The organism is Nostoc sp. DedQUE05 (genome assembly GCF_034530955.1).
In the GTDB taxonomy this organism is placed as follows: Bacteria; Cyanobacteriota; Cyanobacteriia; order Cyanobacteriales; family Nostocaceae; genus Nostoc.
This window is the reverse complement of sequence record NZ_JAVRCB010000060.1, coordinates 18,898-44,861: the sequence shown is the minus strand read 5'-3', so window position 1 is coordinate 44,861 and position 25,964 is coordinate 18,898. Positions and strand designations below refer to the sequence as shown.

The window sequence follows — 25,964 nt, the reverse complement described above, 5'->3', positions numbered from 1 at the left end:
AAAGTTTTTTCTTTCTTTGTATGAAACCACCCTGCTCCCCGCTCTTCGGGAGGGGTTGGGGGTGGGGTTCTTTTATTATGGGTAATTTGGCGGACATGATATTATCGCTCAGAGCAAGGATTATCGGGACTAAAGTCCTTACTACAAACTTGAAATTTATTTATGCCTAGATACTTAGCAGTTTTTAACTGTCTAGAATCAAAGACGTTTCTGGAAGAGAAAGCTTTTGTTCTTCCATAACGTGTTGCATAGATATGAGAATCTTTATAAAGTTAATAAAGCTTAATCTTAAAAAGTTTGTTTTTTATTACAAAAACAAAGATTTTTGTATAAGTCGTCACTTTTTACTAGTAAACTATCGCACTATTATCACACTTTAAAGTTTGATATTGTCAGCTTTCTATTAAGTTGGCTGATTCATCAAGAGGAAAATTCATAAAAAGATGAGAAGACAATTTAACCGACGCAAGTTTATAATCTACGGTTCTTTAACTTTTGGCAGCAGCTTTTTTTTGAAAGCTTGCGCGAATAATTCTCCAACTGCTACAGAGAGTCCAGCCGCACCTCCTGCTGCTTCCCCAGCTGCGGCTACTGCTGGTGACACGATCAAAGTAGGTATTTTGCACTCTTTGAGTGGTACGATGTCTATTAGTGAAAAAAGCGTTGTTGATGCTGAAAAATTAGCAATCAAAGAAATTAACGCAGCTGGTGGTGTCTTAGGTAAACAAATTGAAGCAATTACCGAAGATGGCGCTTCTAACTGGGATACTTTTAGAGAAAAAGCAACTAAGCTAATCGATCAAGATAAAGTCGCTGTAGTTTTTGGTTGTTGGACTTCTGCTAGCCGCAAGAACGTTAAGCCAGTATTCGAGAGCAAAAACCACATGCTCTGGTATCCCGTGCAATACGAAGGTCAAGAGTGTTCTAAAAATATTTTCTACACTGGCGCTGCACCAAATCAACAAATCGAACCATCTGTTGATTGGCTGTTAAAAAATAAGGGCAAAGAATTCTTCTTAGTTGGCTCTGACTACGTTTTTCCCCGGACAGCTAATACCATCATTAAAGCTCAACTAGAAGCTTTAGGCGGAAAAACAGTTGGTGAAGATTATTTACCTCTTGGTAACACAGAAGTTACACCAATTATCACTAAAATCAAGCAAAATTTGCCTAATGGTGGCGTGATTTACAACACCTTAAATGGTGATAGCAACGTTGCTTTCTTCAAACAATTAAAAGGGGCTGGATTGACACCAGATAAATATCCCTCCATGTCTGTAAGTATTGCCGAAGAAGAAGTGAAAGCAATTGGTGTAGAGTATCTCAAAGGTCATTATGCAGCTTGGAACTATTTTCAAACAATAGACACACCTGCTAATAAGAAGTTTGTAGCAGCTTTCAAAAAAGAGTACGGTGAAAATCGGGTGACAAATGACCCAATGGAAGCTGCGTATATTGCAGTTTATTTGTGGAAACAAGCAGTCCAAAAAGCTGGTACTACAGACATAGCTAAGGTAAGCGCTGCGGCTTATGGTCAAACTTTAGATGCGCCTGAAGGTAAAGTGACAATGGATACCAATCATCACATATCTAAAATTGTGCGGATTGGTGAAGTTAGACAAGATGGTTTATTTGATATTGTCTATGCTACTCCAACAGCAGTTGAGCCGGTTCCTTGGAATCAATTTGTGAAAGAAACTAAAGGATTTGCTTGTGACTGGAGTGACCCTGCTAAGGGTGGTAAGTACAAGAAAGTTTAATTCATTAGTCATTAGTCATTAGTCATTAGTCATTAGTCATTAGTCATTGGTGAATAACAAAGGACGAATGACAAATGACCAATGACAAATAAGGAGAAATAAGTGTTAGCAGGATTTTTAGAAGCTGTATTTAATGGTATTAGTATTGGCGCGGTATTATTAATCGCGGCGTTGGGGTTGGCGATTATATTTGGCTTGATGGGCGTGATTAATATGGCGCATGGTGAATTGATGATGTTTGGTGCTTATACAACATTTGTTGTGCAAAATGTATGTAAGCAATTGGGTGGGGTGTGGTTTGAAGTCTATATATTTTTGGCTTTGATTATTGCATTTATATTCACGGCAGGTGTGGGATTAATTTTAGAAAAAGGTGTGATTCGTTATCTCTATGGACGCCCATTAGAAACTTTACTAGCAACTTGGGGAGTAAGTTTAATTTTTCAACAGTTTGTCCGCAGTGTGAATTGGGTATTGATAATTGGTATCGGCTTATTTTCTCTGCTGTTTTTTGGAGGTTTATGGATTTTAAATTCTCGCACTGATTTGGGAAGGGTTCGTAACTGGATTGTGGCGGTGATATTTTTATTATCGCTGGGGGTGACAATCACAACGGGCAATTTATTGAGTCAAACTTATCAGTTAGCAGTAACTCAACCTTGGTTTGGCGCTCAAAATGTAGATGTAACAGCACCGACTTGGTTACAAGCAGGGATATCTTTAGGTGGTGTACAAATACCCTTTGCCAGATTATTTATTATTGCTTTAACAATAATCTGTGTGGCGGGAATTTACTTATTTTTACAACGTTCTAGCTGGGGTTTAAGAATTCGGGCGGTGACGCAAAACCGGAGTATGAGTGCTTGTTTGGGTATCCCAACTCAAAAGGTGGACGCGATTACTTTTGCACTGGGTTCTGGTTTAGCTGGTGTGGCGGGATGTGCAATTAGTTTACTCGGTTCTGTGGGGCCAAATACGGGACAAAACTATATTATTGATACTTTTATGGTGGTTGTCGTTGGGGGTGTGGGCAATTTAGCCGGGACGATTGTGGCGGCGTTGGGTATTGGTACGGCTAATTTTTTAATTGGTTCTGGGACTTTGGCTTTGTTGTTGACTCCTGTTAAACCTTTGACTGATTTTTTTACTTTTTTTGCAACGACAAGTATGGCGAAGGTGATGGTATTTGCGCTGATTATTGTGTTTTTACAGTGGAAGCCTGGGGGAATTTTTCCGCAGAAGGGACGTACTGTTGATGTTTAAACCGCAGAGACGCAGAGGACGCAGAGAATGAGGAAGAGGGGAGGAGGGTTATTAATTGAGGTGGGGGTGACGATCGCGATCGCACTCTTCCTCATCATCATTATGCCACTGCTGCTGTCGGAGTTCCGTCTGAATTTGTTGGGGCGATTTTTATCGCTGGCGATCGCAGCTTTGGGTATTGATTTGATTTGGGGTTATACTGGTTTACTAAGTTTGGGACATGGTATTTTCTTTGGTTTAGGTGGATATGCGATCGCAATGTACCTGAAGCTGCAAGTCCCTACTGGAGAATTGCCTGATTTCATGGGGCTTTATGGGGTTACAGAACTTCCCGCCTTTTGGCAACCTTTTTATTCTTTTCCTTTAACAATAGCTTTGGTGGTATTAATTCCGGGGTTATTGGCGGGATTGTTGGGATATTTGGTTTTCCGAAATCGCCTCAAGGGAGTTTATTTTTCCATCTTGACTCAAGCCGGAACGATTGTATTTTTCAACTTCTTTAACGGTCAACAACAATTTTTCAACGGCACGAACGGACTGATAGATTTTACAACTTTGTTTGGGGCAACGGTGAGCGATGCCAAGACGCAGTTTATTTTCTACACGCTGACGGTAGTGTTTCTCGCAGCCACCTACGGAATTTGTCGCTGGTTGACAACTGGACGCTTTGGGAGGTTGTTGATAGCGATTCGTGATGATGAAAGTCGGGTAAGATTTTCTGGCTACGACCCTACAGATTTTAAGGTATTGGTGTTTGCAGTTTCCGGTGCGATCGCAGGTATAGCAGGAGCATTTTACACCATCCAGAGTGGTTCTGTATCACCCAGAGCAATGGATATTGCCTTTTCGATTGAAATGGTGATTTGGGTAGCAGTAGGCGGACGCGCTACTTTAATTGGCGCGATTGTCGGAACTTTGTTAGTCAATTATGCCCGCACTTTTTTAAGCGAACAATTTGCCGAAATCTGGCTATTTTTCCAAGGCGCACTATTTTTGATAGTCGTCACAGTCCTTCCTGACGGCATTGTGGGATGGTTGCGCAGTCAGAATATTTCTCTTTTCCACCGTCGTCAAGAAATTGCTACATATCCCACTTTAGAAGAAGACCCCGAAGTGCAACATGAACGCGAAAATATTGGAAACTGAAAATGTAACTGTTAGCTTTGACGGTTTTAAGGCTTTAAACCAGCTTAACTTTAGTATGGATGTGGGTGAATTACGAGTCGTAATTGGCCCAAATGGTGCGGGAAAGACAACGTTTCTAGATGTGATTACGGGGAAAGTTCAGCCAACCGTAGGGCGAGTTTTATTCAAAGGTAAAAACCTGCGTTCTTTACCTGAATATAAAATTGCCCGATTGGGAATTGGGCGCAAGTTTCAAACACCTCGAATTTACCTGAATTTAACACCACGCGAAAATCTAGAAATTACCAGTCACAAGAAGAAAAATGTATTTTCTACTTTGTTTGAACCTTCTCATGCTGTGGAAAAGAATAATATTAAAGGATTATTAGAAACCATTGGTTTAACTCCGAAAGCCGATATCAGAGCAGCTTTACTTTCTCACGGAGAAAAGCAACGTTTAGAAATTGGGATGTTAGTAGCACAGTCACCTGATTTATTACTTGTTGATGAACCCGTTGCTGGTTTAACAGATGAAGAAACCTACAACATCGGCGAACTACTTTTAGCACTAGCGCAGAGTCATTCAATTTTAGTAATTGAACATGATATGGAATTTGTGCGTCAAATCGCCAAGAAAGTAACAGTATTACATGAAGGTTCGGTATTGTGCGAAGGTAATTTTGAAGAAGTGCAAAATGACTCTCGTGTGATTGAAGTATATTTGGGAAAACAGGAAGACTAAATTTTTAGCTCTACAAGGCTTAGATATACTATAGTCACAAGCTTAGTGACCGAGTATTTGTGGAAAAAGCTATAATTGCCCTAGCTTTAGTTGAAATCGTTTATTCTTATGAGCCAACTGCTAACACTGGAATTAAGTGATGATGTCTATGCAGCTTTGCAGCAGCAAGCTGATGCCATCGGGCTTTCGGTAGCAGAATTGATTGTGACATCTCTTGATGGGCAGCATGGTCTTCTGACTGGTGCAAAGCTACAACCAGAAGTTCAGCCAGAAGAAGCACGTCAACGGTTACTTAGTTATGCAGGTGCAATTAGCTTGGGTTATGCCACAGGTATAGATAACGAAAGCATTGATGCTGACTTGGCAAAAGCTTATGCCAATGATTTTTAAGCATTGGAATGTAGATAATGCTGCTTGATACGTCAGGATTGCTCTGCTTTCTCCATAAAGATGAGCCACAACATGAAAGGGCAGTTGAACTGATTGCTACTACAAGCAGAAGTCGGCTTACGCACAACTATGTTTTAGCAGAATTAGTGGCTCTAGCATTGGTTCGAGGTTTTTCCCGTTCAATTGTACTCTCATATAGCCTTGAACTAATCAACAATTCAAACGTTCAAATTGTATGGGTTGATGAGCGGCTACATCGAGAAGCAATAGATTTATTGTTAGCAAGACAAGATAAAACCTATTCATTATGTGATGCTGTAAGCTTTGTGTTAATGCGTAGGCAAGGAATTATAGAGGCATTAACAACTGATAAACACTTTGAGCAAGAAGGTTTTACTCGTTTATTGCGGTCAGCAGGCTAACACTGCGCTGCACCTCTGTATGAAATTTTCATCTCTATATCTTCCATAGAAATTTCTAATGTCTGGCGAACAAATAGAAAATTGTGGACATCCCAATTGTGATAAAAAGCTTGCTTCAGCATAAGTAGAAACACCTTTGAGATTTTAGATTGTTCAATCCAAAATCTCAAATCCAAAATCCAAAATGATATTATCTCATTTTCTATGCAGTTTTCTCATTTTTATCTGATGCTTGCTCTGCAATATTTTTTAAGCGGCTCGCTCTCATTTTGCGGAGGCGATCGCTATTACGAACACCACCCGCCATTTCATATTCAACGCTGTCTTTACCGTACTTAATAGCAACCACCATTAACATTTTCTCAGAAAGCTGCTTCAAGTTTTTTTCCATATTTTCAACTTCTGTTAAAGTAGAGTCAACTATAGCCAGAGCGCTATTATGAACATCAATTTTATTACGTAACTGTTCGATTGAATCAATCAGTTTTTCTAAAGTATAATCTTCTTCAAATTTAATGCTTGGAATAATCGATTTCATTCCAGATGCTCTTAATTCAGCTTTTTCTAAAACGCGGGATGTACGTTTTTGACGAGACATAAATTTGCTCTTTTAAGATATTTCTAGAACTAGCTTGCCTCAATTAAACCCGATTCTGGTTCAGGGTAAATCGCAAATTGCGATCGCAAAATTTTTCGTTTATACCAGTAATATCCCGGTATATAATTACTCATTTACGAGGGCAAGAGGTAGAAAACACGAGAGTAGTCGCTACAGGCTTAGGAGTAGTTGCTACAGACTTGAGAGTAGTCGCTACAGGCTTGAGAGTAGTCGCTACAGACTTGGGAGTAGTCGCTACAGACTTGGGAGTAGTCGCTACAGACTTGAGAGTAGTCGCTACAGGCTTGGGAGTAGTCGCTACAGACTTGGGAGTAGTCGCTACAGGCTTGAGAGTAGTCGCTACAGACTTGAGAGTAGTCGCTACAGACTTGAGAGTATTTGATTTTTGAAAAAAACTCAGTACACTACACTTCTTGGCATTTGTCGGGAAAAGGGGAAGGAGAAAGGGGGAAAGGTTTGTTATTTTCCCTTTCCCCTTTAACCTTTACCCTTTTCCCCTCTCTTGCAAAAAGCACTTTTGCAAGAGGTCTACTTTTATTCCTTCTTCCCTGTTCCCTGTTCCCTATTACCTATTCCCTGCCTACGCAAATAATTTCAGGAATCAAAATGGATTCCTATACTTTCAGATTTAACGCCATAAAAAACCCCACTAACTTATAGAAAGTGGAGCAATCAAGTTACAAATTTAGGAGTTACTCATCGTTAAAATCGCTATTTGTACTAGACTAGCGAAATTATTCTAAAACTTTTTTCAGTTCGTCTTTAATATTTTCTACGGTGTGACCAATTTGGGCTTCAGCTTGCTTTGCTTGTCCTTCAGTTTTATCTTGTGGATTACCTGTGACTTCACCCACAATCTCTTGAATTTTTCCTTCAATATTTTTTACAGTCGCTTCTATTCTCTTTTCGACACTCATGGTTTTTATCTCCAGCTTGTAGTTGATTCAGAGAACTCGCAAGATAACAGGATTTACGCAACTGGGATATTATTTTCAGTTCGTAGTGTACCCCTCCGGGGAAGCAAGCTACGCGCAGCGTCTCGTTGGCGTAGCCTCTCGCAGAGAAGAGAGGACTTTAGTCCTCAATATAAGGGCTAGAGCCGCTTACTACAAACTACAAATCCGATTTTTTTGTGACACTTGCGTAAGTCATAGATAAATTACTACTACTTGCAAAGTGGGACGAAAAGCCCGCCCATTTCACGGAACGGGTAAGACGCTCACCCTACAAGTAATAAAATATTGCTTATCTTATTACTTGTAAGTCCCTAAAGCTATTACATAATCTAACAGTTATGTATTGTTTTTTACTTCCATCAACCGAGAGAATATTTTGGTAAATTATATTATCTTAAGATAGATGCCGATCGGTACTGTAGCAGATATTACAAAACATGAAAATCTGATAAATAAAATTTATATATATTAAACAAATAACTTTTTCGCCAATAAATGAACTATAAATTAAAACAAAATTTAAATAAAAGGAAAATAAAGGAGTGCCAACGAAAAGTCAAAAAAATATCTGGAAGAATGAGATTAATGACATCATTCGAGGTGCTTGTGGAGGTTTTTTGTTTGGCATACCCTTGCTGTACACAATGGAGGTTTGGTGGATTGGATCGCTGGCGAAAGCACAATTTATCATGACGGCGATCGCATTAATGTTTATTGTGGTTTACTTGCTCAATTATACAGAAGGCTTTCGGAAACGCAGATATACAGGCCTTGCTCATCAAGCCGCAATCGATACCATCGAAGCGATCGCGATCGGCATAGCTTGTTCTACCTTTGTGCTGTTACTATTGCGAGAATTGGCACCAGAAACCTCCCTAAAGGAATCTTTAGGTAAAATTATCTTTGAAAGTGTGCCCTTCGCTCTCGGTGTAGCATTAGCGAATCAGTTTTTGGGAGAGACTGAAAACACTAATGGAAAAGGACAAGGAAGCGATCGCGAAAATAACACAACCAAGAACAAAGGTGATGAGTTACACGCCACTTTTGTGGATGTGGGTGGAACCCTGATTGGTGCAACGATAATTGCATTTAACATCGCTCCCACAGATGAAATTCCTATGCTTGCAGCCGCAACTTCTCCACCTTGGGAGTTGGCAATGATCGCCGCATCTTTGCTGATTTCTTATGGCATTGTATTTCAGGCAGGTTTTTCTAACCAGCAAAAACGTAAAGAGCAAAAGGGAATTTTTCAACGACCATCGAGCGAAACTATTATGTCCTACTTAGTATCATTGCTAGCAGGCGCTTTTATGCTGTGGTTCTTTCAAAAATTAACTTTTAGCGACCCCTGGACAATGTGGTTAGATCACACATTGATACTGGGTTTACCCGCAACCATTGGTGGTGCAGCCGGAAGGTTAGCAATATGACTAAAACAGAACAACCAAAGCGCTCAATAGCTGAGTGGATAACATTCAGCATCGCCTCATTCATCCTAGCAACTATTGTGATTCTAGTAGGCTACACTTGGCTGAACGAAAAAAATCAACCTCCCGTCCTTTCTGTCACTAAAAAACAAACAATTCGAGAAATTAATAGCCAGTTTTATGTTCCTTTTGAAGTTGTGAATAATGGAGGAGATACAGCTGAGTCAGTTCAGATTATAGCTGAGTTAATGATTGACGGCAAAGTTACAGAAACAGGAGAGCAACAAATCGACTTTTTATCTAGTGGGGAAAGCGAAGAAGGCGCATTTATATTCAGCCATAACCCGCGCCAAGGTCAGTTAAATCTACGTGTTGGTAGCTATAAATTGCCATAAGGTACTGACATATAATTTTAAGAAATAGGTAATCGTATTTTTTTCTCTCGCCAGAGATATAAAATCGGATTAACTATTTTTAAGTATATTTCATCAGAAATTTATAATTGCGATCGTTGTAATATGGGACTATTACGACGATCGAATACATTTGATCTACAAAACTATAAAGGTATATTTTATATCTATCGTTGCTGGTACTCCCCTAACGATAACTTTTTGCTAGGTAGTAGTGACGAGTATATTTTTACTCGTGGAGGCAATAATATCTCTACTAATCTGGAAATAACCTGATTGATGCTGGAGAAAACAATAACAAGTTGGTTAGTAATGGCGGTAATGAAACATTTAAGCTCAGTCGGTGCGATCGCAGCAGTTGCTTTCACTCTCTCGATCTGAGCAAATCATTGTCTGAACGTGAATATTTAATTGTTGCATTTGATGATATTATCTTAAAAAATTAAGGAGAAACCTTTGTGGAAGTTACGATAAATAAATTATTTAAGTTATCTGTAAAATATTTTTCAGCGATCGCAGCTATAATAACGGTTCTCCCATTACCAGTTAAAGCCGCTACATTTTTAGTAACTGACCGCGCTGGTTTAGGAGGCAATGATGAAGTTAATTGGGAAAGTTTAGGTAAAGTCTTTAATCCTTCTGCCCCTGATTTTTCGGCTTTTCTACCTAACTCTTTTTCAGCAACATCGCAACGTGGTTTAGGCTTGAATATAAATATAACTCCAACTAATAAGCCTCAAATTACTCCACCATTTGTTTTTCAAACTTTACCTCCACCTGGCATTCGGAGTAACTTCGCTCTAGGTGATTTTATTCTCTTCGGAGGTATAGACCCAACAGGTTTTATTCCTCTTCCTCCCGGTACTCCCGATCCTGGTACTCAGGGAAACGGCGGGCCTTTTTCGATTAGTTTTGCCCAGCCGGTTTTTGGCGCTGGAACTCAGATAGCTGTAGACACTAGTAAATTGAAAATTGAAAATTCGATCGCCGCTTTTGATAAAGCTAATAACCTATTAGGTACTTTCTCAGTTCCAAATATTTCGTCCTTAGCATTAGATAATTCGGCAGTATTCTTGGGGATTCGTAGTGATACTCCAAACATCTCACGGCTTGTTTTTAGCAGTTCTGCTCCACAATACGGCTTGGCTATTAATCAGGTAAGTATTCTTGCAACTCCCGAACCAACTTATACCTTAGCGATATTAGCTTTTGGTATTTCAGGTGGTGTTTTGAAACGACGTAAAAGTTCTTGACACTCGCACTGCATTGAAATAGTTTTCATTTAATAAGTTAGACATAAGTTAGAGATTTCGGACATACTCTAACTTATGTAAGTAACGTAAGTTTCAGATAATTATTGTCTTTAACCAAGTTCAACTCAATGTTATACAAAGAATTAGAAAATATCATAGACGCTAAGATACAAAAAGCCATACGGAAGCACGAAATTATTGTTGCTTTCATTAGTAGTATTATTGGCTTGATTTTTATTATGGGTTTGTTCCATGCTATTTTGCTCAATCACACTGAAATTCATACACTTTGCTTGTACTGATTACTGGTTGTATTCAATAGGTCTTTACGATCGAGCATTCCCTGCTGTGCAGAAAGCTAATTCAAGTTACACATCTTTTTTATAAAATGGCATTGCCCAGATGGAGAGTAAAAATAATCGCAGGGCTATATTCGTCTTATTTTTGACTGTATTTATAGACTTGCTCGGCTTCGGAATTATTCTGCCGATACTGCCTTTGTATGCCGAACAATTTGGTGCAAAACCTAATGAAGCGACTTTACTTGTAGCTATTTATTCTTTAATGCAGTTCTTATTTGCACCATTATGGGGCAGATTTAGCGATCGCTACGGTCGCCGTCCGATTTTATTACTGACTTTATTCGGTTCGGTAATTGCATACGCAGGTTTAGGTTTTGCCAACTCCTTATGGATTTTGTTTATTGCTCGTAGTCTAGCTGGGATTATGTCAGGGAATATTGCCACTGCTCAGGCGTACATAGCAGATATTACTACGCTAACTAATCGAGCTCGTGGCATGGGTGTAATCGGCGCAGCTTTTGGTCTTGGCTTCATTCTCGGCCCAGCGATTGGAGGTCTTCTAATCGGGTCAGATCCGAACAACGCTAACTTTCATCTACCGTCATTGTTTGCAGCCGGATTATCTTTATTGGCATTTCTTTGTGCTTTAATATTACTTCCAGAATCTCTAAATTCTGAGACTAAAGCCAAAATCCAACTTCATCGCCACCGTCAGCAATCCCTAAACTTGTTACAGTTGTCACAGCGATCGCAGTTTTGTGTACTTGTTGGCATCTACTTTTTAGTCACCTTTGCTGTTGCAGCTATGGACTCTACATTAGCTTTATGGTCTAAGCAGCAATTAAATTGGGGGCCTCAACAAGCTAGTTATCTTTTTGCCTTCATGGGGATTGTCAGCACAATCATTCAAGGAGGACTAATCGGATTTCTCAAGAAACAATTAGGTGAAATAAAGTTACTTATCTTGGGGATATTAGGATTAGGTTTAGGATTACTGTTAATTGGATTCTCGCAAAGCTTAATTTTATTATTAGTCGCCGCCACACTTGTGGCATGGGGAATTAGTGTTAGTCAACCAATATTGAACAGCTTGATTTCCCAGATGACAGCCCCAGAAGAACAAGGACAAATATTAGGAATTGCCAGTTCTTGCTCTGCATTGGCACGCATCGCTGGGCCAACATGGGCAGGAGTGAGTTTTATGAAATTTGGAAATTCTGCTCCTTTTTTGAGTGGATTTTTAGTAATGCTAGTAGCTTTAACTCTTAGTTTTCGAGTAATGAAAAGTGCATCTGAATCAAAAACAGAACGTATCGCCTGACAATCTTGATTTCAAAGTTTAACAATTTTTTGAAACAGCCTTGTATTAACGTGAGTTCGATGAACCTCTCCCTCCCAGCCTCCCTCTCCCACGGGGAAAGGGAGGAGCAACGAGAAATTAGGGTTTTGGCTCCCCTCTCGGTGTCAGAGAGGGGTTGGGGGAGAGGTCAAAAAAGGGCTTGTCGAACTCACGTTGTATTAAAAATTTTTAATCTAAAATCTAAAATCTAAAATCTAAAATTACTATGACTGGTCGCCGAGTATTATTTTTAGGTATCTTTGTAAGCATCCTCCTCACCTACGGAATTTGGATCGGTGGGAGCATTCCTGCAAGCATTATCAAACTTCCTGACCAAGGATTAAACTGGTACTACTGGAAACTTCCCCAACCAACCTTTTGGAGTCGAGCAACGGCTTGGGGTATGTACATTGGGCATCAGTTTAGCATCTGGGCGTGTATCTTGTGGGCGCAGCGATCGCAGTTGAAATACAAATCAGCGTTGCACCCGATAAATTACCTCATGCTTGCCATCAATGGTGGATTCATTGCTTTACACTTTCTCCAAACATATATTTGGTACGACGCTCTAGCTCAAGATACTTCAATTTGGGCTTCTCAAGGTGCAGTTGTACTCTTACTAGTCTTCGTACTGATTTTAGAAACACCTCGACGCGGTTTATTTTTTGGCAATTCTGTTCCCTTCCATCAACAGTTTTTGCAAATTATCAAACTATACCACGGCTATTTTTTCTCCTTCGCCGCTATCTACACCTTCTGGTATCACCCAATGGAAGCGACTTTGGGGCACTTGATTGGTTTTCTCTATATGTTCTTGCTTCTGCTCCAATCTTCCTTGATTTTTAACCGCACCCATGTAAACCGTTGGTGGACATTTACTTTGGAGGCTTCAGTGCTTTTACATAGTGTAATCGTGTCATTAATACTAGGACAAAGCAAGTGGCCCACATTTCTCTTTGGTTTTTTTGGTATTCTCGTGCTTACTCAGCTTCACGGTTTACCTGTGGCTATCTGGGCTAAACGTACTATCTACGGAGCCTTTTTAGTGAGTGTCCTGGCCGTTTATGCACTGACTGAACGCGGCTTGGGCAGAATTTACGAAGTAACCTACATTCCTCTGATTGAGTTTGGATTAGTTGGTGCAATTTACTTAATCTTCCTACTCATCTTATGGACAATTTCTCATTTACCTGTCAAGACATAATGTCATATAGCAATCTGATTTGATTTCTGAATTAATCGTAGGGACTAGGGACTGGGGATGGTGGGGCCCCCTCTGGGGATAAGGGGTAATGGGGACTGGGGACTGGGAAGAAGGAATAAAGCTGTACTGAGTTTTTTTCAAAAATCAAATATGAGTCCTATATATATCAAAATACCCATAAGTTTGTAGTAAGGACTTTAATCTTTTATCCAAAGCACTATATGAACAAAATCAGGATTAAAGTCTTGACTACAAACATTTTTGACGGAAGGTTGATTAGCCAAAAATACTATCAATAAACATTAAAAAATTAGCAATTTTACTCACCACTACTAAGGATTTTTTGCTGTTGATAACGCAGTTTAAACTGCTGTTGCTGTATTTTATGATCCACAATTGGGTCAGGGTAGCCAACAGCATGACGTTCTAAAGGTGGAATTTTCCCAGTAACTAAATATTCTGGATCTACAGACCGCAATTCTGATACCCATTGCCGAATATATTCCCCATCTGGATCGAATTTTTGTGTTTGACTGGCTGGGTTGAAAATCCGCACAGGTTTGGGGTCCATACCGCTAGAAGCACTCCATTGCCAACCGCCATTATTGGCAGATAAATCACCATCAATCAGGTGCTGCATAAAGTATTTTTCTCCCAATTGGGGATTAATTAGCAAGTCTTTAGTAAGGAAACTGGCAACAATCATTCGACAACGGTTGTGCATCCAGCCACTTTCATTCATCTGGCGCATTGCTGCATCTACAATGGGATAGCCTGTTCTCCCCTCACACCAAGCTTGGAAATGTTCTTCGTTAGTTTGCCAAGGAAAGTTTTTAAAGGCGTCGCGGAAAGCACCATCAGCTAATTCCGGGAAGTTGTACATTGCGTGTTGATAAAACTCCCGCCAAGCTAATTCCTGTTGCCATGTGCGGATATTAACTGCTGTTTCCTCACTGCGGCTATTTTCCTGTGCCTCTATAGTGGCTTGCCAAACGGTGCGAATGCCAATTACGCCAAATTTTAAAGCTGCACTCAGTTGTGATGTTCCGTCAACTGCGGGAAAATTGCGCTGTTCTTGATATTCAGTAATAGCTTTATTTGTAAATTCTTCTAATCGTTCTTGTGCCGCCGCTTCTCCTGGTGAAATAATTAATTGTTCATCCCAAATAAATCCTAAATCTTTCGCTGAAGGTAGTGCGATCGCTCCTGCAAGTTTGGCAATTTCCTGTTCGGCTTCCGTTAATCCCTCAACATTTTGCAGTGTTTCTACTGGTTGAGCTTTCGGTTTGGCAATCCAATTTTTCCAGAAGGGTGTGTAAACCGTGTAAGGATTGTTACTACCCGTGCGTAACTCCTCTGGAGAGTTGAGGATTTGATCCCAGTTTTGGTTAAGAAACTCAATACCTTTTTCTTTGAGGGCATTTATAATGGTGCGATCGCGTTCTTGTGAATAAGGCTCTACATCCCAATTCCAAAAAACAGCTTTGGCATTTATTGCTTCGGCTAAAGCTGGTATCGCTTGTACAGGATCGGCGTGGAGTATTAACAACTGGCTACCAACTTGAGCATATCGCTCTTGGAGTTTCTGCAAACAGCCAATCATATAAGTTACTCTCACAGGAGCAACATCATCCCGTTCCAGAAGATTTGGATCTAGGCAAAACACGCCCACTACCTTCGGACTTTGCCGTTTTGCCGCAGCCAGTCCCGTATTATCAGAAATGCGTAAATCGCGCCGATGCCAAAACAGAATTAAGTCAGACATTCCATGCTGGATATAGTTCACCCGTACTAGCTTAGATGCTAGTGGTACCAATAAGCATCATTCTGGCGATAAATTTATTCTTTTAATGGGTATTGGGTATTGGGTATTGGGCATTGGGCATTGAGCACTGGACATTGGGTATTGGGCATTGGGCATTGGTTATTTTTGTTGTCCCTCTAAAATTTTGATCTAAGGAAGCCTTATCTTAGTTTTTGTATACATTCTCTATTGCCCATGCCCCATGCCCTATTCCCTATTCACCATCCCTCATTCCCCGGTTTCTCAGTCGGGAATAGTGGCTTTTCATTTCAAAATTGAGTATACTCTTCTTAACAGTTAATTAGTCTTTTTGTCATGGCTAACCTACTACTTGACGACGGTACGATTGAGAGCGATTTAGACGAAATAGCCCGCGAACTTGCGCCTCTTGGCATTCAACTCAAACACTACGACCCAGGAACATCGCTACTCTTCCCTAATCTGCGAGACCAGGACGTTTTAACTGAGACCGAGAAACGTTATTGCGTAGAACTCCACAACAGCGTTTTTGAATTTCTTCAGCAAGAAAATGGCGCTCTCTGGTGTGACTTACTAAATGTGCATCCAGGTTCGTTCAATCTTCACCACCTGATCGCAACCTACGGTCGTTATCATACTCATCCTGCGCCTGAACCCCTGTATGTGTTGTCAGGAGAAATGATTTATGGCTTCGTGCAACCTGATGGCAGCCAGGTACAGCTTTTAGTTCAGGCACAAGACTATCTCTACATCCCGGCTGGAGTTGAGCATTGGTGCAGCCCAACTGCATCGTTGAATTTCAAAGGGATACGCTATTTTGCGATCGCAGAAGGTTGGGTTCCCAATTATACAGGGACTCAAATGAGTGATTCGCTCCAAAAGCCGCGTTAAAGCTCATTTATGCACGTCCTTTGGCCGAGGTCACGAAATCGCGTTGCTCCCCCCTAAGCCTTGTGAAATGCGCTGTCTTTGAGTATATCCTGTAGTCTTTAAAGCAACAGTCTCGATTCGACTGTAAAGGAACTGGGGCAAAAGACGAAGGAAATAGGCAGCTCCTAGGGTCAAAAGTGTACGGCGTGGTTCTTTAGAGAGAATATGCCAGTTGGTTGCTAATGCTTGATTCACCAACTTCACAGCCATTGCACCATCTTGCAGGCTGACTGCTCTGCGGGCTAAGTAACGCAACATATAGGCTCTAGCTAGTGTTTCCCATTGATTAACTATTTCTGGAGCATATAAGCGTGCCCTACTAACCATTAATTCCCAAGCATCTAACTGCTTGAGAACGTTTGCTGATAGTCCCCCTGAATTTACCCTATATAAGGTCAAAGCTTCAGGAATACCCTCTATTTCCAGATCGCTCTTAACAGACATCCGAAACCAACATTCAACATCTGTTGTGTCACCATTAGGATGGCGCGATCGCTCATCGAAATAAAAATTTTCAACTGTACCGTAAAGATTGTCTTGGAATTCAATAGCTTCAAAAACTTCTCTTTTAATTACTGCTACCGAACCATTGCTAATTGGATTGCGGCAAAAGACAATTGCTGGAGTTATTCCTTCCATCTGAGGCATTTGATAAATACCTAAAGGGTTGCCATTATCATCAATAAAAGCAGAGCGGCTAAAGCTTACCCCGACATTAGGCGAATTATCTAAATGCTTAACGTGTTTTTCTAATTTTTCTGGCAACCATAAGTCATCAGCATCTAAAAGAGTTAAATATTCTCCCTGTGCATGGCGAATCCCAGTATTTCTTGCCCCAGGTAGACCCCGATTTTTTTGACGAATAATTTTAATTCTAGGGTCTGTAAATTGCTGACAAATTTCTATACTTTTATCAGGAGTACCATCATCAATAATTAAAATCTCGAAGTTCTCGTAAGTTTGTTCAAGAGCCGATTGCAGTGTAGCAGCTATATATTTTTCTGCTTTGTAAACCGGAATAATGATAGAAACTTTCTTCATTGTTGACTATTCCCATTGATTTAATTTAATTAATATCTAATTAAATTTACTATGCATTATTAAGAAATCTAATTATGCTTTAGCATAGAAACTTCTTAATTATTTATAGAAAAGTTATTAATTATTTCTAGATATTTTCTTGAAGAATACGACGTTTTTGGTTAGCCCCTACTATATTATTTGAAACCAGAGCTTCAAATTTATTGTAAACATTTTGAGGTAAGAGTAAAAGTAAATAGGCAGCTACCAGTGTCAAAAGTGTACTTTTGGGATTTTCAAGAAGAATATGCCAATCAGCTATTAACGCCCGATTAATTAATTTTACAGCCATTAAACCTTCTCGTAGTCTTACGGCATTACGAGCTAAATACTGCAACTGGTAAGCTCTAGCTAGTGTTTCCTCTTGAGTAAATATTTCTGGAGCGTAGGAGCGTGTCTTTTCAATTAGCTTTTCCCAAAAATCTAACTGCTTGAGCATATTTGCTGAAAGCCCTTTTGAATTAACCCGATACAAGGTCAAGGGTTCTGGAATGCCCTCTATTTGCCAATTGCTTTTAATGGAAATACGAATCCAAAATTCGTTATCTTCTGATTGGAGTAAGCGTTCATCAAAATAACAATCTTCATTAGTACCGTAAAGATTATCTTGAAATTTAATCGCTTCCAAAACTTCTCTGCGCATTACCGCAGCCGAGCCATTACCAACCGGATTGCAACTGAGCAAATAGGATGGCGTGATTTCTTTAAGCTTGGGCATCTGATACGTACCTAAAGCTTGTCCAGCTTCATCAATAAAAGCAGAACGACTGAAGCTAACACCGACTGCTGGTGAATTTTCTAAGTGAGCAATTTGTTTTTCTAACTTTTCTGGCAACCAAAGATCATCTCCATCCAAAAAAGCTAAATATTCTCCTTGAGCATGGCGAATACCAGTATTCCTAGCTCCAGATACCCCTCGATTTGCCTGACGAATAATTTTAATTCTGGGGTCAGTAAATTGCTGACAAATATTTATACTCCTGTCCAAAGAAGCATCATCGATAATTAGAAGCTCGAAATTTGTATAGGTTTGCTCAAGAACAGATTGTACAGTAGCAGCTATATATTTTTCGACTCCATAAACCGGAATAATTACAGAAACTTTTTTCATTTTCTAGACTGACTTTAGTTTCAGTTTGCTCTCAGGTTTTACTAGTAGTACAGTAATCTTTGATATGGCAATGGGAATACTATCTGATGGATACGATCGCACCTTCTAGTGATAGCATCTAAAAAAGTGAGATATTTATCCACTTGGCTATCCGTCTAATTATAGGACGAATCCCACTTCCTAACTTTTCACCGGATAATGTAAGATATTTCCTTCTAGTATGCGTTATCAAGCAATTATTGTAGTTAATGATACATTTTGTCTACGTGTGGATAGTCTGATTGAAATTTTTAGCAAGCGATCGCTCCACCATTATCCAGAATAAGACTGAGTAACTATCCCATTGAGTTACCAAGTGGCAAGTACTACAACTTACCTCAACCGATTCTTTTTTCATGAATATTCAACTTTTGAACGTGAGCAACGCGAATTTTACTAATAATCTGGAGCAAGTATGCAGAAATATTTTCTACAAGTATTTTTTTCAACAACAATTTAATAATTAGCTTTTGAGTTTCCTTTTCCAGGAGAATTTTTGGATATAGCTGAATTGCCTTCCCCAATTTTTGACTTGCTTTTTCAACTCCTTCATCACCTGTAATTCTTGTTAAGCATAGCTTACAAGAATATCGGTAAACATAAGCTAAACTATAATTTTTCAGTATTTGAATTTCTGGCGATCCTGATTGAAAAGCTCGCTCCAATACTTGGAACTGACAGTTTTCCATAAATTCAACTTTAGATGACATTGAATTTGAAGATTGACGATAAAAAATCTGCGGTTTGCTAACTACAACAAACGACCATTTTGCAGCTAAACGTAGCCAATAATCCCAGTCTGCTGCTCCTGATACTGAAGGTTCAAACTCTCCTACAGATTCAATCGCTTGCTTACGGATTAAGGGATTTGAACCACTAGCAATAAAGTTCCAGGTTAATAAATTCGCCAAAACCTTACCTTGGAAAAAGATCGGCCGATCCAGATGGCAATTTCCAGTTTGTTCATCCATAAAATAAGTCCAGCTATAAGCAACACCTGCTTCTGGATTTTTTTGCAAAGCTTCTAACTGAAGTTCTAGCTTGTCGGCTGTCCATAAATCGTCAGCATCAAGAAAGGCTATAAAATCTCCCTTAGCATGAGAAATACCACGATTACGAGCTACTGATAAACCTCCATTCTCATAGGAAAAGACTTTTATACGACTATCTTTCAACTCATCCAGTAGCTTAAGAGTTCCGTCTGTTGAACCATCATTGATAACAATTATCTCAAAATCAGAAAAAGTTTGTTGTTGTACTGAGACAATTGTATCGACAATTGTGCGCTCAGAATTATAAGCGGGAATAATGACAGATATAGTTGGCATATGATTTCAATAAGTTGCTAAATTCTACTAGCTAATTAGTATCAAAAGGTTGCTTTCTAATAACAGCCTCTATTGCAGCCTTGGAACCGCAACAGACCTAGCCAAAGAAAAAGGTCGAGTCAAGTACTTAGCAATTTGAGGAGAAAGGACTTGCATTACTAGCCATTTCATTAAATAACGCTGAGTTACTCTTTCTCGCAAAATCTGAGGATATAAAGAAACCGTCTTCCACAATTTACGACCAGCTTGGTTGAGCTGTTCTCTATTAGTCACATGAGCTAGTTCCATACCCGTTAAATATTGATAGATATTTGCTAGGCTTTGATTTTTAAGATTTTGTAACTCTGGCGGTGCTGCTTGAAAGCCTCTCTCCAAGACAATAAGCAAATATTTCTCCATCTTCTCAACTTTTGTTGACATAGATTTTGAAGAGTGACGATAGAAAATTTGAGGTTTGGGAACTACTGCAAAATCCCAGTGCTGTGCTACACGAAACCAATAATCCCAATCTTCCACGGAAAAAAGAGTTGGGTCGAATTCTCCAGCAGATTCAATTGCTTGTTTACGAATTAAAGGATTAGAACCATTGGAAATAAAGTTACTAAGTAATAATTTGTCATACACATTACCTTCGTAGACTACATTATGACCAGGGTGAAAAATCTCTGCTGTTTCACTCATGTTCAGAGTCCAGCTATAAGCAAGTCCTGCCTCTGGATGTTTTTGCAATGCTGCTAGTTGTAGCTCTAATTTATCAGGTGTCCATAAGTCATCGGCATCGAGAAATGCCATAAATTCTCCCGTGGCATGGAAAATACCACGATTACGAGCTACTGATAGACCAGCATTGCTGTATGAAAAAATCTTGAGACGAGAATCTTCAACAGTCTTCAATAGTTCTAAAGTCCGGTCGGTTGAGCCATCATTAATAATAATTAACTCAAAATCAGAAAAGGTTTGTTGAAAAACGGATTTTATTGTTTCTAAAATAGTGCGTTCAGCATTGTAAGCGGGAATAATAACGGATATAGTTGTCACGTTGCTTCGCTCCGAATTCAAAATTCAAAATTCAAAATTAATGATCCCTATAAATAAATTTAGTTGCTCTGTATCATGAGTCGTTTTCGGTCATAGAGTTTAACCAGATGGAAAGTAGAAAAATTTTTGTAATTTTTCGTGTAGGCAGAGCATAAACCAGTTAGTTTGGGAATAGTTCCAAAAGTTCTTGTGCAGCCACCTGAATTTGTGAAGATTCTTTTACAAATCTGCAAAAGGGAATTGAGTAAGTCCAAGCTTGATAAAATGCCTCATTTTTATGGTAAGCATTAGGTAGAAAGACATGAGGAATACCCATAAGAATGCAGAGAATATGTCCGTGCAGGCGGTTTGTAATAATTAGACGATGCTGTTTAAATTGATACATCCCATGATGCATATAACTTAAGGATTTAAGATGCATTGAGGAGTTATATAAGCTATTGAATCCAAAGGAATAATGATGGAAGTATTTCCAAAGATGTCGATATATCCACTCACCAGGAATCACTGTACCTTTTTGCAAGCCTTCCCGAATTCGCTCCATACGTTCAGTTGTGTCATATTTGAAAGAAGTCCAATCTTCTACAACTAAATTAGGGAGATCGATAGAAGTCTGAGAATTACTTTGATTCAACTCTTTGTCATTTCTATAGTGATATAAAATAGAGTTACTACGGTTAGACCTAGATAAGAGGCCAGGTAGATTGACCATTTGAAAAGCCATATCAGGTGCTTTAATTACCTGACAGTTGTAGAAATATTTTAGAGCAAGTTCATAGCTATATTCGTCACGTACAAACAAAGTCAAATTAGGATGTGAGTTGAATACATTTGCTGCTTCTATTAAATTGGTAGGTTCAACAAAATAAATACTTTGTGGTAGGATAATTATTGGTCGATCTCGGTATTTAGAAATAATCTGTTCGCGAAATTTTTGATGAGCAGTCCAAAGATCGCCTAAATTCCCTCCTCCTTGCAGAAAAATAGGAGCTTTTCCAATTCTTTCTTCCATTACTTTGCTAGAAAAGTTATTAGGACTAGCAGTATATTTAATTTTTGTTTTTTGCACATTAATTAAATAAAGTATAGTACCTAACCCGATAAGGTGATCGCCAATATTAGGATAGTCAGGATAGTCTAGTAATGCACACTCTGGAAATGTCTCTAATTTCCCTAGTGATTTATGCAGAAGTTCTTTCAGCTGTTCCGGTTGGGGGGTAGCCATTAATTTTAGTTCCTCGTTGTTATTCGTTATGTCTCAATGAATGAGTGTAGTTAGAAAAAGGTATTTTTCTAAAAAGCCAAATTTTTACTCAGCTTTAGTTTTTATTTTGCAATTGATAAAGATTGAGTTCTAGATAAAACATATTTACTAACCCAAATGCTGTAAAGAGGTAATGCTAATATATGAGCCATGAATACCGCAACAGCTACCCAAAAAATTCCCCATTTCACAGCTACTAGTAATGAAATTGTAAAAATTACAGTAAAAATTAAGTTCCAGTAAAGATTAATATGACTTTTATCTACAGAGTTAAGTAACATAGAAGCGCCATCAGCAAATGGGCGTGGTATGGCTGACAAGCAGATAACTATCAATACTGGAATTGCTGTTATCCACTTTTGCCCAAAAACAATTGGGACATAAAATGGAGCTAGACTTGACTGTAGCAAAACCAATGGAAAGACAATTAAGGCAAATGTTTTGAGGCTACTAAAATAACGTTCTCGAAGCTGCTTAACGTTTCCCCGAGCAGCACAAAGATGCGGGTATAAAGACCAAGTCATTGTATTTATTACATTCATGCTGATTCCTAAGCCAGCATTGAAAGCAAAATAGTAAATTCCTAGCGCCTGGACTCCTAAAAAACGTCCAATAATCAGGTAATCAAGATTAGCTCTTAGCTTATTTAGTAACTCAACGCCAAGAATATTTCTAGCATAACTAACAACTTCCTGCCACTTATTAAAACTAAAGAACATAGTAGGACGCCAAGGATGATTCATTAGATTGATAACAATCCAGACTGGAGTCGTAATAACAATAGGTATAACAACAGCCCACATTCCCATCCCTAATAGAGCTAAACATATAGTGAGAATATTGATTAGAAACGACTGAGTAGCATTACATAATGCTGTGATTTTCAGGCGGTTCTCTCGCTGGATTAAGGCAGATTGAACTGCAAAGATTGGTAGCATTAAGTAAACTAATGCCATAATGCAGATAGGCAAGATAACTTGGTTATTACTATAAAACAAAGCAACTGGTAAAGCGGCAAGACACTGAAGAATAAACATTACTCCACATAGTATCCAATTAAGGCAGTAGGATGTCTGACAAATAATTTTCAGATCCTTCTCTGCTGCCTGAACAATCTTAGAGCCAATTCCAGCTCTTAAGGTAAAAACAGTTGCGAATTCATTGGTAGTCAAAACGATTGCTATCAATCCATAATCGTAAGGATTTAACAGTTGAGATAAAGTAACTGTTGTTCCCAATCGGAAAACACGATTTACTAACTCTGCTCCCCCCATCCAACCAATATTACGCACATATTGACTAGATACTTTTTGCCTTAGCTTTTTGATTAACATGAGGGCATCCTTAATAGAAAATTAAATATTTTTTATCAATTTTAAATTTAAGTATAAGCAGCTTCAGGCTTCTTATTAAGAGAAGATTTAGGAAGCTGCACTTCTTCTTTAAATGCAATTCCCATAATAATTAAACCGGGATAGTATAAGTAACCTAAAACCTCTTGGCTATCATTAAATGTAAAAAGTAATAGAGTGACAAGAAAATATAATGCTACCCTAGCAGTTGTGCTTTTCTGTGCTTTAATCAGCAAAACTATAAAACTCAATAAAATTGGTACTAAAAAAGCGATGAAGCCAACTATCCCTTTCACAAACAAGAGACCAAACCAAGTATGGTGAGAGCCGATAGGCATTTCCGCTAATGCTTTAGGCCCTGGTGCTTCTCGAAAACCATGACCCCATATAGGAGCTTCTTTCCATTTCTCCAAGGCAATCATACCTAAAGCTTCATGCACTCGTGAAGAGTCCGGTCTAGCATTATAAAATGCTTCTTTAGCATCCCTAATAGTACCAAGAAGTGCCGTGCTAAAAATACCTGCTAAAAAGCTAACAAATCCAAGTGCAATTTGTGTAGTAGGTTTAGTAATTTTTGTAAGTAACAAAACTAATATGAAAACTATTGGTAAAGCTATAAAAGATAAGCGAGAAACAGATACTATACTCATCGCTAAAGAGCCAGCTATACCAATCCAGCGCCACTTGTTGTTACGTTCTTCAATAGCAAGGAAGAAGTAGATGTTTCCAATAAGACCGAGCGCAGGTGCCCAAGGTGCAAATAGAAATAGACGGATATCATTCGTACCGTAATCACTACCATAGAGATTTACGTTGTAAAAAAGCTCACCATTCTGGATTAATCTTTCAATTGGAGAAGAATATAGGTGTGCAGGTAACTTTAGTATCCAAGCTAGATAAAAAAAGGGAATTAAAATCAAACTTTGAAGACATAAGATGCAGACGGCCCTATAGATTAGTTGTGGTCGAATATTGAGACAGCCGCTTAATGGAAATAGTGCTAGCAAAGCCCAATCTGTAAACCAGTTAATCAATGACCTAAGAGTTTGATTTGTACCTACATCATAAGTTATACAGCCTACAATTGTAGCGATCGCTACGATCAGAATAGAGACAATCCAAACCCAATGTATCCAATAAACTTTGATTCTTTTTTCAATACGAGTTTGCGCTGTTTGGTTCCAAAGCCGCTTACATAAGTAAAAAAACAGTATCCAGGCTAATACAAAATTTACAGGATATAAAATACCAATAAAATAAAATACATAGGTACTAATTATCCAATACCAAACAAGACTTTCTTCAAAGTTTTGAGGTTTCATTGTTCCATTCTCTTCCTCTCTGTACTCACAGTCTTATCAGATATTAAATTTTTACGTTCGCGCCACCAAAGTAATACCAGTCCAAGGGATACGAAAAGGGAGCCTAAAGTTGAACCTAGTAAAACTAATTTATCTTTTGGTGAAGTCGGTTTCTCAGGTAATGTAGGCTGTATAACAAGTTGAATCAGTGGATAAGATCCAAAAGTATTCGACTTACCAATATCCAGTCTGGTCAAATTTGAAGAAAAGACCGCTCCAGCAATTTGCGTATTTCGCTTCAACGAATCCAAGGTGCTTTCCAACTGTGTTAAATTCTTGAGCCTACTCTCAAGCTGGTTAATCTGTTGTTCTATTGCTTGAGCTTGAGCAGTGAATCCCTTTTGGTCTGCCTGAACTATAACTAGTTCTTGGGAAAGAGCGTCTCGAGGAACGTTGTTACCAGAGTTATTGCTACTAAGGCTTAATTGCTTTAGAACTGCCAAAGTGAATTTTCGCCCTAAAAGAGACTGACCTCGAACTAGCAGGGCCTCTTGAGCAGCGTCTCTTTTCGCTTTCTCTGTAATTAATGTCGGATGGCTAGGCAGAAATTTGGATTCTAAAACTACCAAAGAAGCGCTAGCATCACTATAATTTTTTAAGTTTTGTTGAAATATCTGGTCTGTTTGAAGGGTAAAAGCATCTGTAGCTTGTCCAGCAGATAGTTTTAAATTATTCGATAATTGTGCCAAACGAGTAGTAGCCTGTTGCTGTTGACCGATTATTTCAGCTCGTTGTCTGCGGAGCTGTTCAATGTTGGTTGTCAAATCCTTAATTTGATCTTCAGAATTCAAACCCGAACGTGCTTTGTAATCGGAAAGCCGCTTATGAGCATCTGCTAATTTTTTTTGCGAAGAAATCAGGGACGTTTGATAACCTATATCTCTTTGAACAGCTTCTTGATTTCGTAGCTTGTTGAGTCTTGTTTGCAAGGCTTTGTAAAAAGCTAAAGATTTATTTTGAGCTTCCTGGGGACTCGCGCCTTCGAAGTCAACGCTCATCATGGAAGTATTAATTATTAGCTTGAGCCGAGGTTTGCCAAACTCTTCTAAAGACATATTAAGTTGCTCGGCTGCCGATCTTAATATAGGTTCGCTTTCAGCTATAAATTTATAAATTTCTCTTGGATCTTGAGAAGAAAGAGCAGCGTATGGAGACACATTTTCATAATTAGCATAGCCAATGTCTGGTAGATTAATATTGGCATTTGACCATGCTCCTGGCAGATTAATAGCTGAAGAACTAGTGTAGGTCGGTGGTGTAAGTTTTAGATAAAGAAAAGTTGCAGCCCAAAATGCTATGTTTGTTGTTATACCTAGAAGTAAGTAACGCTGCCAACATCCTTTTCTCGCTACTAATTTTCTCAAACTGCTAGGGTAACCCGCAGAGATTTCTGTATGATTGGCCATTAAAAATCCTCTAAAGTCGGGAATTGGCTGCGGAATTACAAAGTCTAGGTGGGTTTT

24 protein-coding genes are annotated in these 25,964 nt (G+C 39.0%); 13 read left to right on the top strand and 11 right to left on the bottom strand.

The genetic code is table 11. From position 1 onward, the window contains the following. The first annotated feature begins 443 nt into the window (after positions 1-443). The 6 genes from urtA to RMZ42_RS31120 all read left to right on the top strand — a co-directional run bounded on the left by urtA (position 444) and on the right by RMZ42_RS31120 (position 5,702). Positions 444-1,760 (top strand): urea ABC transporter substrate-binding protein, encoded by a 1,317-nt coding sequence (gene urtA, locus RMZ42_RS31145; RefSeq protein ID WP_322675047.1) that lies wholly within the window; start codon positions 444-446, stop codon positions 1,758-1,760. A 102-nt stretch (positions 1,761-1,862) separates the two neighbouring features. Further along, positions 1,863-3,023, top strand: a complete 1,161-nt coding sequence (urtB, locus tag RMZ42_RS31140) for an urea ABC transporter permease subunit UrtB (RefSeq protein ID WP_322675046.1) — start codon at positions 1,863-1,865, stop codon at positions 3,021-3,023. A 27-nt stretch (positions 3,024-3,050) separates the two neighbouring features. Next, entirely contained in the window at positions 3,051-4,169 is a 1,119-nt protein-coding gene (urtC, locus tag RMZ42_RS31135; protein ID WP_322675045.1) for an urea ABC transporter permease subunit UrtC, read from the top strand. Further along, positions 4,144-4,890, top strand: coding sequence for an urea ABC transporter ATP-binding protein UrtD (gene urtD / locus RMZ42_RS31130; protein WP_322675044.1), 747 nt, complete (start codon positions 4,144-4,146; stop codon positions 4,888-4,890). The genes urtC and urtD overlap by 26 nt, the downstream gene beginning before the upstream one ends. Positions 4,891-4,998: 108 nt before the next feature. Then, positions 4,999-5,280 (top strand): hypothetical protein, encoded by a 282-nt coding sequence (locus tag RMZ42_RS31125; RefSeq protein WP_322675043.1) that lies wholly within the window; start codon positions 4,999-5,001, stop codon positions 5,278-5,280. Between the two features lie 17 nt (positions 5,281-5,297). Beyond that, positions 5,298-5,702: a type II toxin-antitoxin system VapC family toxin gene (locus tag RMZ42_RS31120; protein ID WP_322675042.1), complete on the top strand. Its 405-nt coding sequence runs from the start codon at positions 5,298-5,300 to the stop codon at positions 5,700-5,702. 202 nt (positions 5,703-5,904) lie between these two features. Here the strand turns inward: RMZ42_RS31120 and RMZ42_RS31115 are convergent, their stop codons facing one another. Then, positions 5,905-6,300 carry a hypothetical protein gene (locus RMZ42_RS31115; protein ID WP_322675041.1) on the bottom strand — a complete coding sequence of 132 codons (396 nt, stop codon included), beginning with the start codon at positions 6,298-6,300 and terminating at the stop codon, positions 5,905-5,907. Between the two features lie 77 nt (positions 6,301-6,377). Between RMZ42_RS31115 and RMZ42_RS31110 the strand changes: the two genes are divergently transcribed. Continuing rightward, entirely contained in the window at positions 6,378-6,710 is a 333-nt protein-coding gene (locus RMZ42_RS31110) for a hypothetical protein (RefSeq protein ID WP_322675040.1), read from the top strand. 345 nt (positions 6,711-7,055) lie between these two features. On the opposite strand, the gene RMZ42_RS31105 is transcribed toward RMZ42_RS31110, so the two are convergent. After that, positions 7,056-7,238: a CsbD family protein gene (locus RMZ42_RS31105; RefSeq protein ID WP_322675039.1), complete on the bottom strand. Its 183-nt coding sequence runs from the start codon at positions 7,236-7,238 to the stop codon at positions 7,056-7,058. 581 nt (positions 7,239-7,819) lie between these two features. On the opposite strand from RMZ42_RS31105, the gene RMZ42_RS31100 reads away from it, so the two are divergent. From RMZ42_RS31100 to RMZ42_RS31080, 5 genes are all read left to right on the top strand, one after another. Beyond that, positions 7,820-8,707 carry a TIGR02587 family membrane protein gene (locus RMZ42_RS31100; protein ID WP_322675038.1) on the top strand — a complete coding sequence of 296 codons (888 nt, stop codon included), beginning with the start codon at positions 7,820-7,822 and terminating at the stop codon, positions 8,705-8,707. Continuing rightward, positions 8,704-9,099, top strand: coding sequence for a TIGR02588 family protein (locus tag RMZ42_RS31095; protein WP_322675037.1), 396 nt, complete (start codon positions 8,704-8,706; stop codon positions 9,097-9,099). Before RMZ42_RS31100 ends, RMZ42_RS31095 begins: the two co-directional genes overlap by 4 nt. Positions 9,100-9,575: 476 nt before the next feature. Further along, complete coding sequence (locus RMZ42_RS31090) at positions 9,576-10,370, top strand: hypothetical protein (protein WP_322675036.1); 795 nt, start codon at positions 9,576-9,578, stop codon at positions 10,368-10,370. Positions 10,371-10,772: 402 nt separating this feature from the next. Beyond that, positions 10,773-11,993, top strand: a complete 1,221-nt coding sequence (locus tag RMZ42_RS31085; protein WP_322675035.1) for an MFS transporter — start codon at positions 10,773-10,775, stop codon at positions 11,991-11,993. Between the two features lie 244 nt (positions 11,994-12,237). After that, positions 12,238-13,215 (top strand): hypothetical protein, encoded by a 978-nt coding sequence (locus tag RMZ42_RS31080; protein ID WP_322675034.1) that lies wholly within the window; start codon positions 12,238-12,240, stop codon positions 13,213-13,215. A 319-nt stretch (positions 13,216-13,534) separates the two neighbouring features. On the opposite strand, the gene RMZ42_RS31075 is transcribed toward RMZ42_RS31080, so the two are convergent. Continuing rightward, positions 13,535-14,980, bottom strand: a complete 1,446-nt coding sequence (locus RMZ42_RS31075; protein WP_322675049.1) for a deoxyribodipyrimidine photo-lyase, 8-HDF type — start codon at positions 14,978-14,980, stop codon at positions 13,535-13,537. A gap of 354 nt (positions 14,981-15,334) precedes the next feature. Here RMZ42_RS31075 and RMZ42_RS31070 point away from each other — a divergent pair, with 354 nt between their 5' ends. Next, complete coding sequence (locus RMZ42_RS31070) at positions 15,335-15,889, top strand: 1,2-dihydroxy-3-keto-5-methylthiopentene dioxygenase (protein WP_322675033.1); 555 nt, start codon at positions 15,335-15,337, stop codon at positions 15,887-15,889. A gap of 30 nt (positions 15,890-15,919) precedes the next feature. On the opposite strand, the gene RMZ42_RS31065 is transcribed toward RMZ42_RS31070, so the two are convergent. The 8 genes from RMZ42_RS31065 to RMZ42_RS31030 all read right to left on the bottom strand — a co-directional run bounded on the left by RMZ42_RS31065 (position 15,920) and on the right by RMZ42_RS31030 (position 25,907). Next, on the bottom strand, positions 15,920-16,969 hold the full coding sequence (locus RMZ42_RS31065) for a glycosyltransferase family 2 protein (RefSeq protein WP_322675032.1): 1,050 nt from the start codon (positions 16,967-16,969) through the stop codon (positions 15,920-15,922). A 127-nt stretch (positions 16,970-17,096) separates the two neighbouring features. Further along, complete coding sequence (locus RMZ42_RS31060) at positions 17,097-18,119, bottom strand: glycosyltransferase family 2 protein (protein ID WP_322675031.1); 1,023 nt, start codon at positions 18,117-18,119, stop codon at positions 17,097-17,099. A 377-nt stretch (positions 18,120-18,496) separates the two neighbouring features. After that, positions 18,497-19,486: a glycosyltransferase family 2 protein gene (locus RMZ42_RS31055; RefSeq protein WP_322675030.1), complete on the bottom strand. Its 990-nt coding sequence runs from the start codon at positions 19,484-19,486 to the stop codon at positions 18,497-18,499. A gap of 69 nt (positions 19,487-19,555) precedes the next feature. Further along, positions 19,556-20,524, bottom strand: a complete 969-nt coding sequence (locus tag RMZ42_RS31050; protein WP_322675029.1) for a glycosyltransferase family 2 protein — start codon at positions 20,522-20,524, stop codon at positions 19,556-19,558. Between the two features lie 160 nt (positions 20,525-20,684). Then, the gene (locus tag RMZ42_RS31045; RefSeq protein ID WP_322675028.1) at positions 20,685-21,749 is read right to left on the bottom strand and encodes a polysaccharide pyruvyl transferase family protein; all 1,065 of its coding nucleotides are present in this window, start codon (positions 21,747-21,749) and stop codon (positions 20,685-20,687) included. Positions 21,750-21,850: 101 nt separating this feature from the next. Next, positions 21,851-23,122, bottom strand: coding sequence for a lipopolysaccharide biosynthesis protein (locus RMZ42_RS31040; RefSeq protein ID WP_322675027.1), 1,272 nt, complete (start codon positions 23,120-23,122; stop codon positions 21,851-21,853). A gap of 47 nt (positions 23,123-23,169) precedes the next feature. Further along, entirely contained in the window at positions 23,170-24,462 is a 1,293-nt protein-coding gene (locus RMZ42_RS31035; RefSeq protein ID WP_322675026.1) for an O-antigen ligase family protein, read from the bottom strand. Continuing rightward, entirely contained in the window at positions 24,459-25,907 is a 1,449-nt protein-coding gene (locus tag RMZ42_RS31030) for a hypothetical protein (RefSeq protein WP_322675025.1), read from the bottom strand. The genes RMZ42_RS31035 and RMZ42_RS31030 overlap by 4 nt, the downstream gene beginning before the upstream one ends. Between the last annotated feature and the right edge of the window lie 57 nt (positions 25,908-25,964).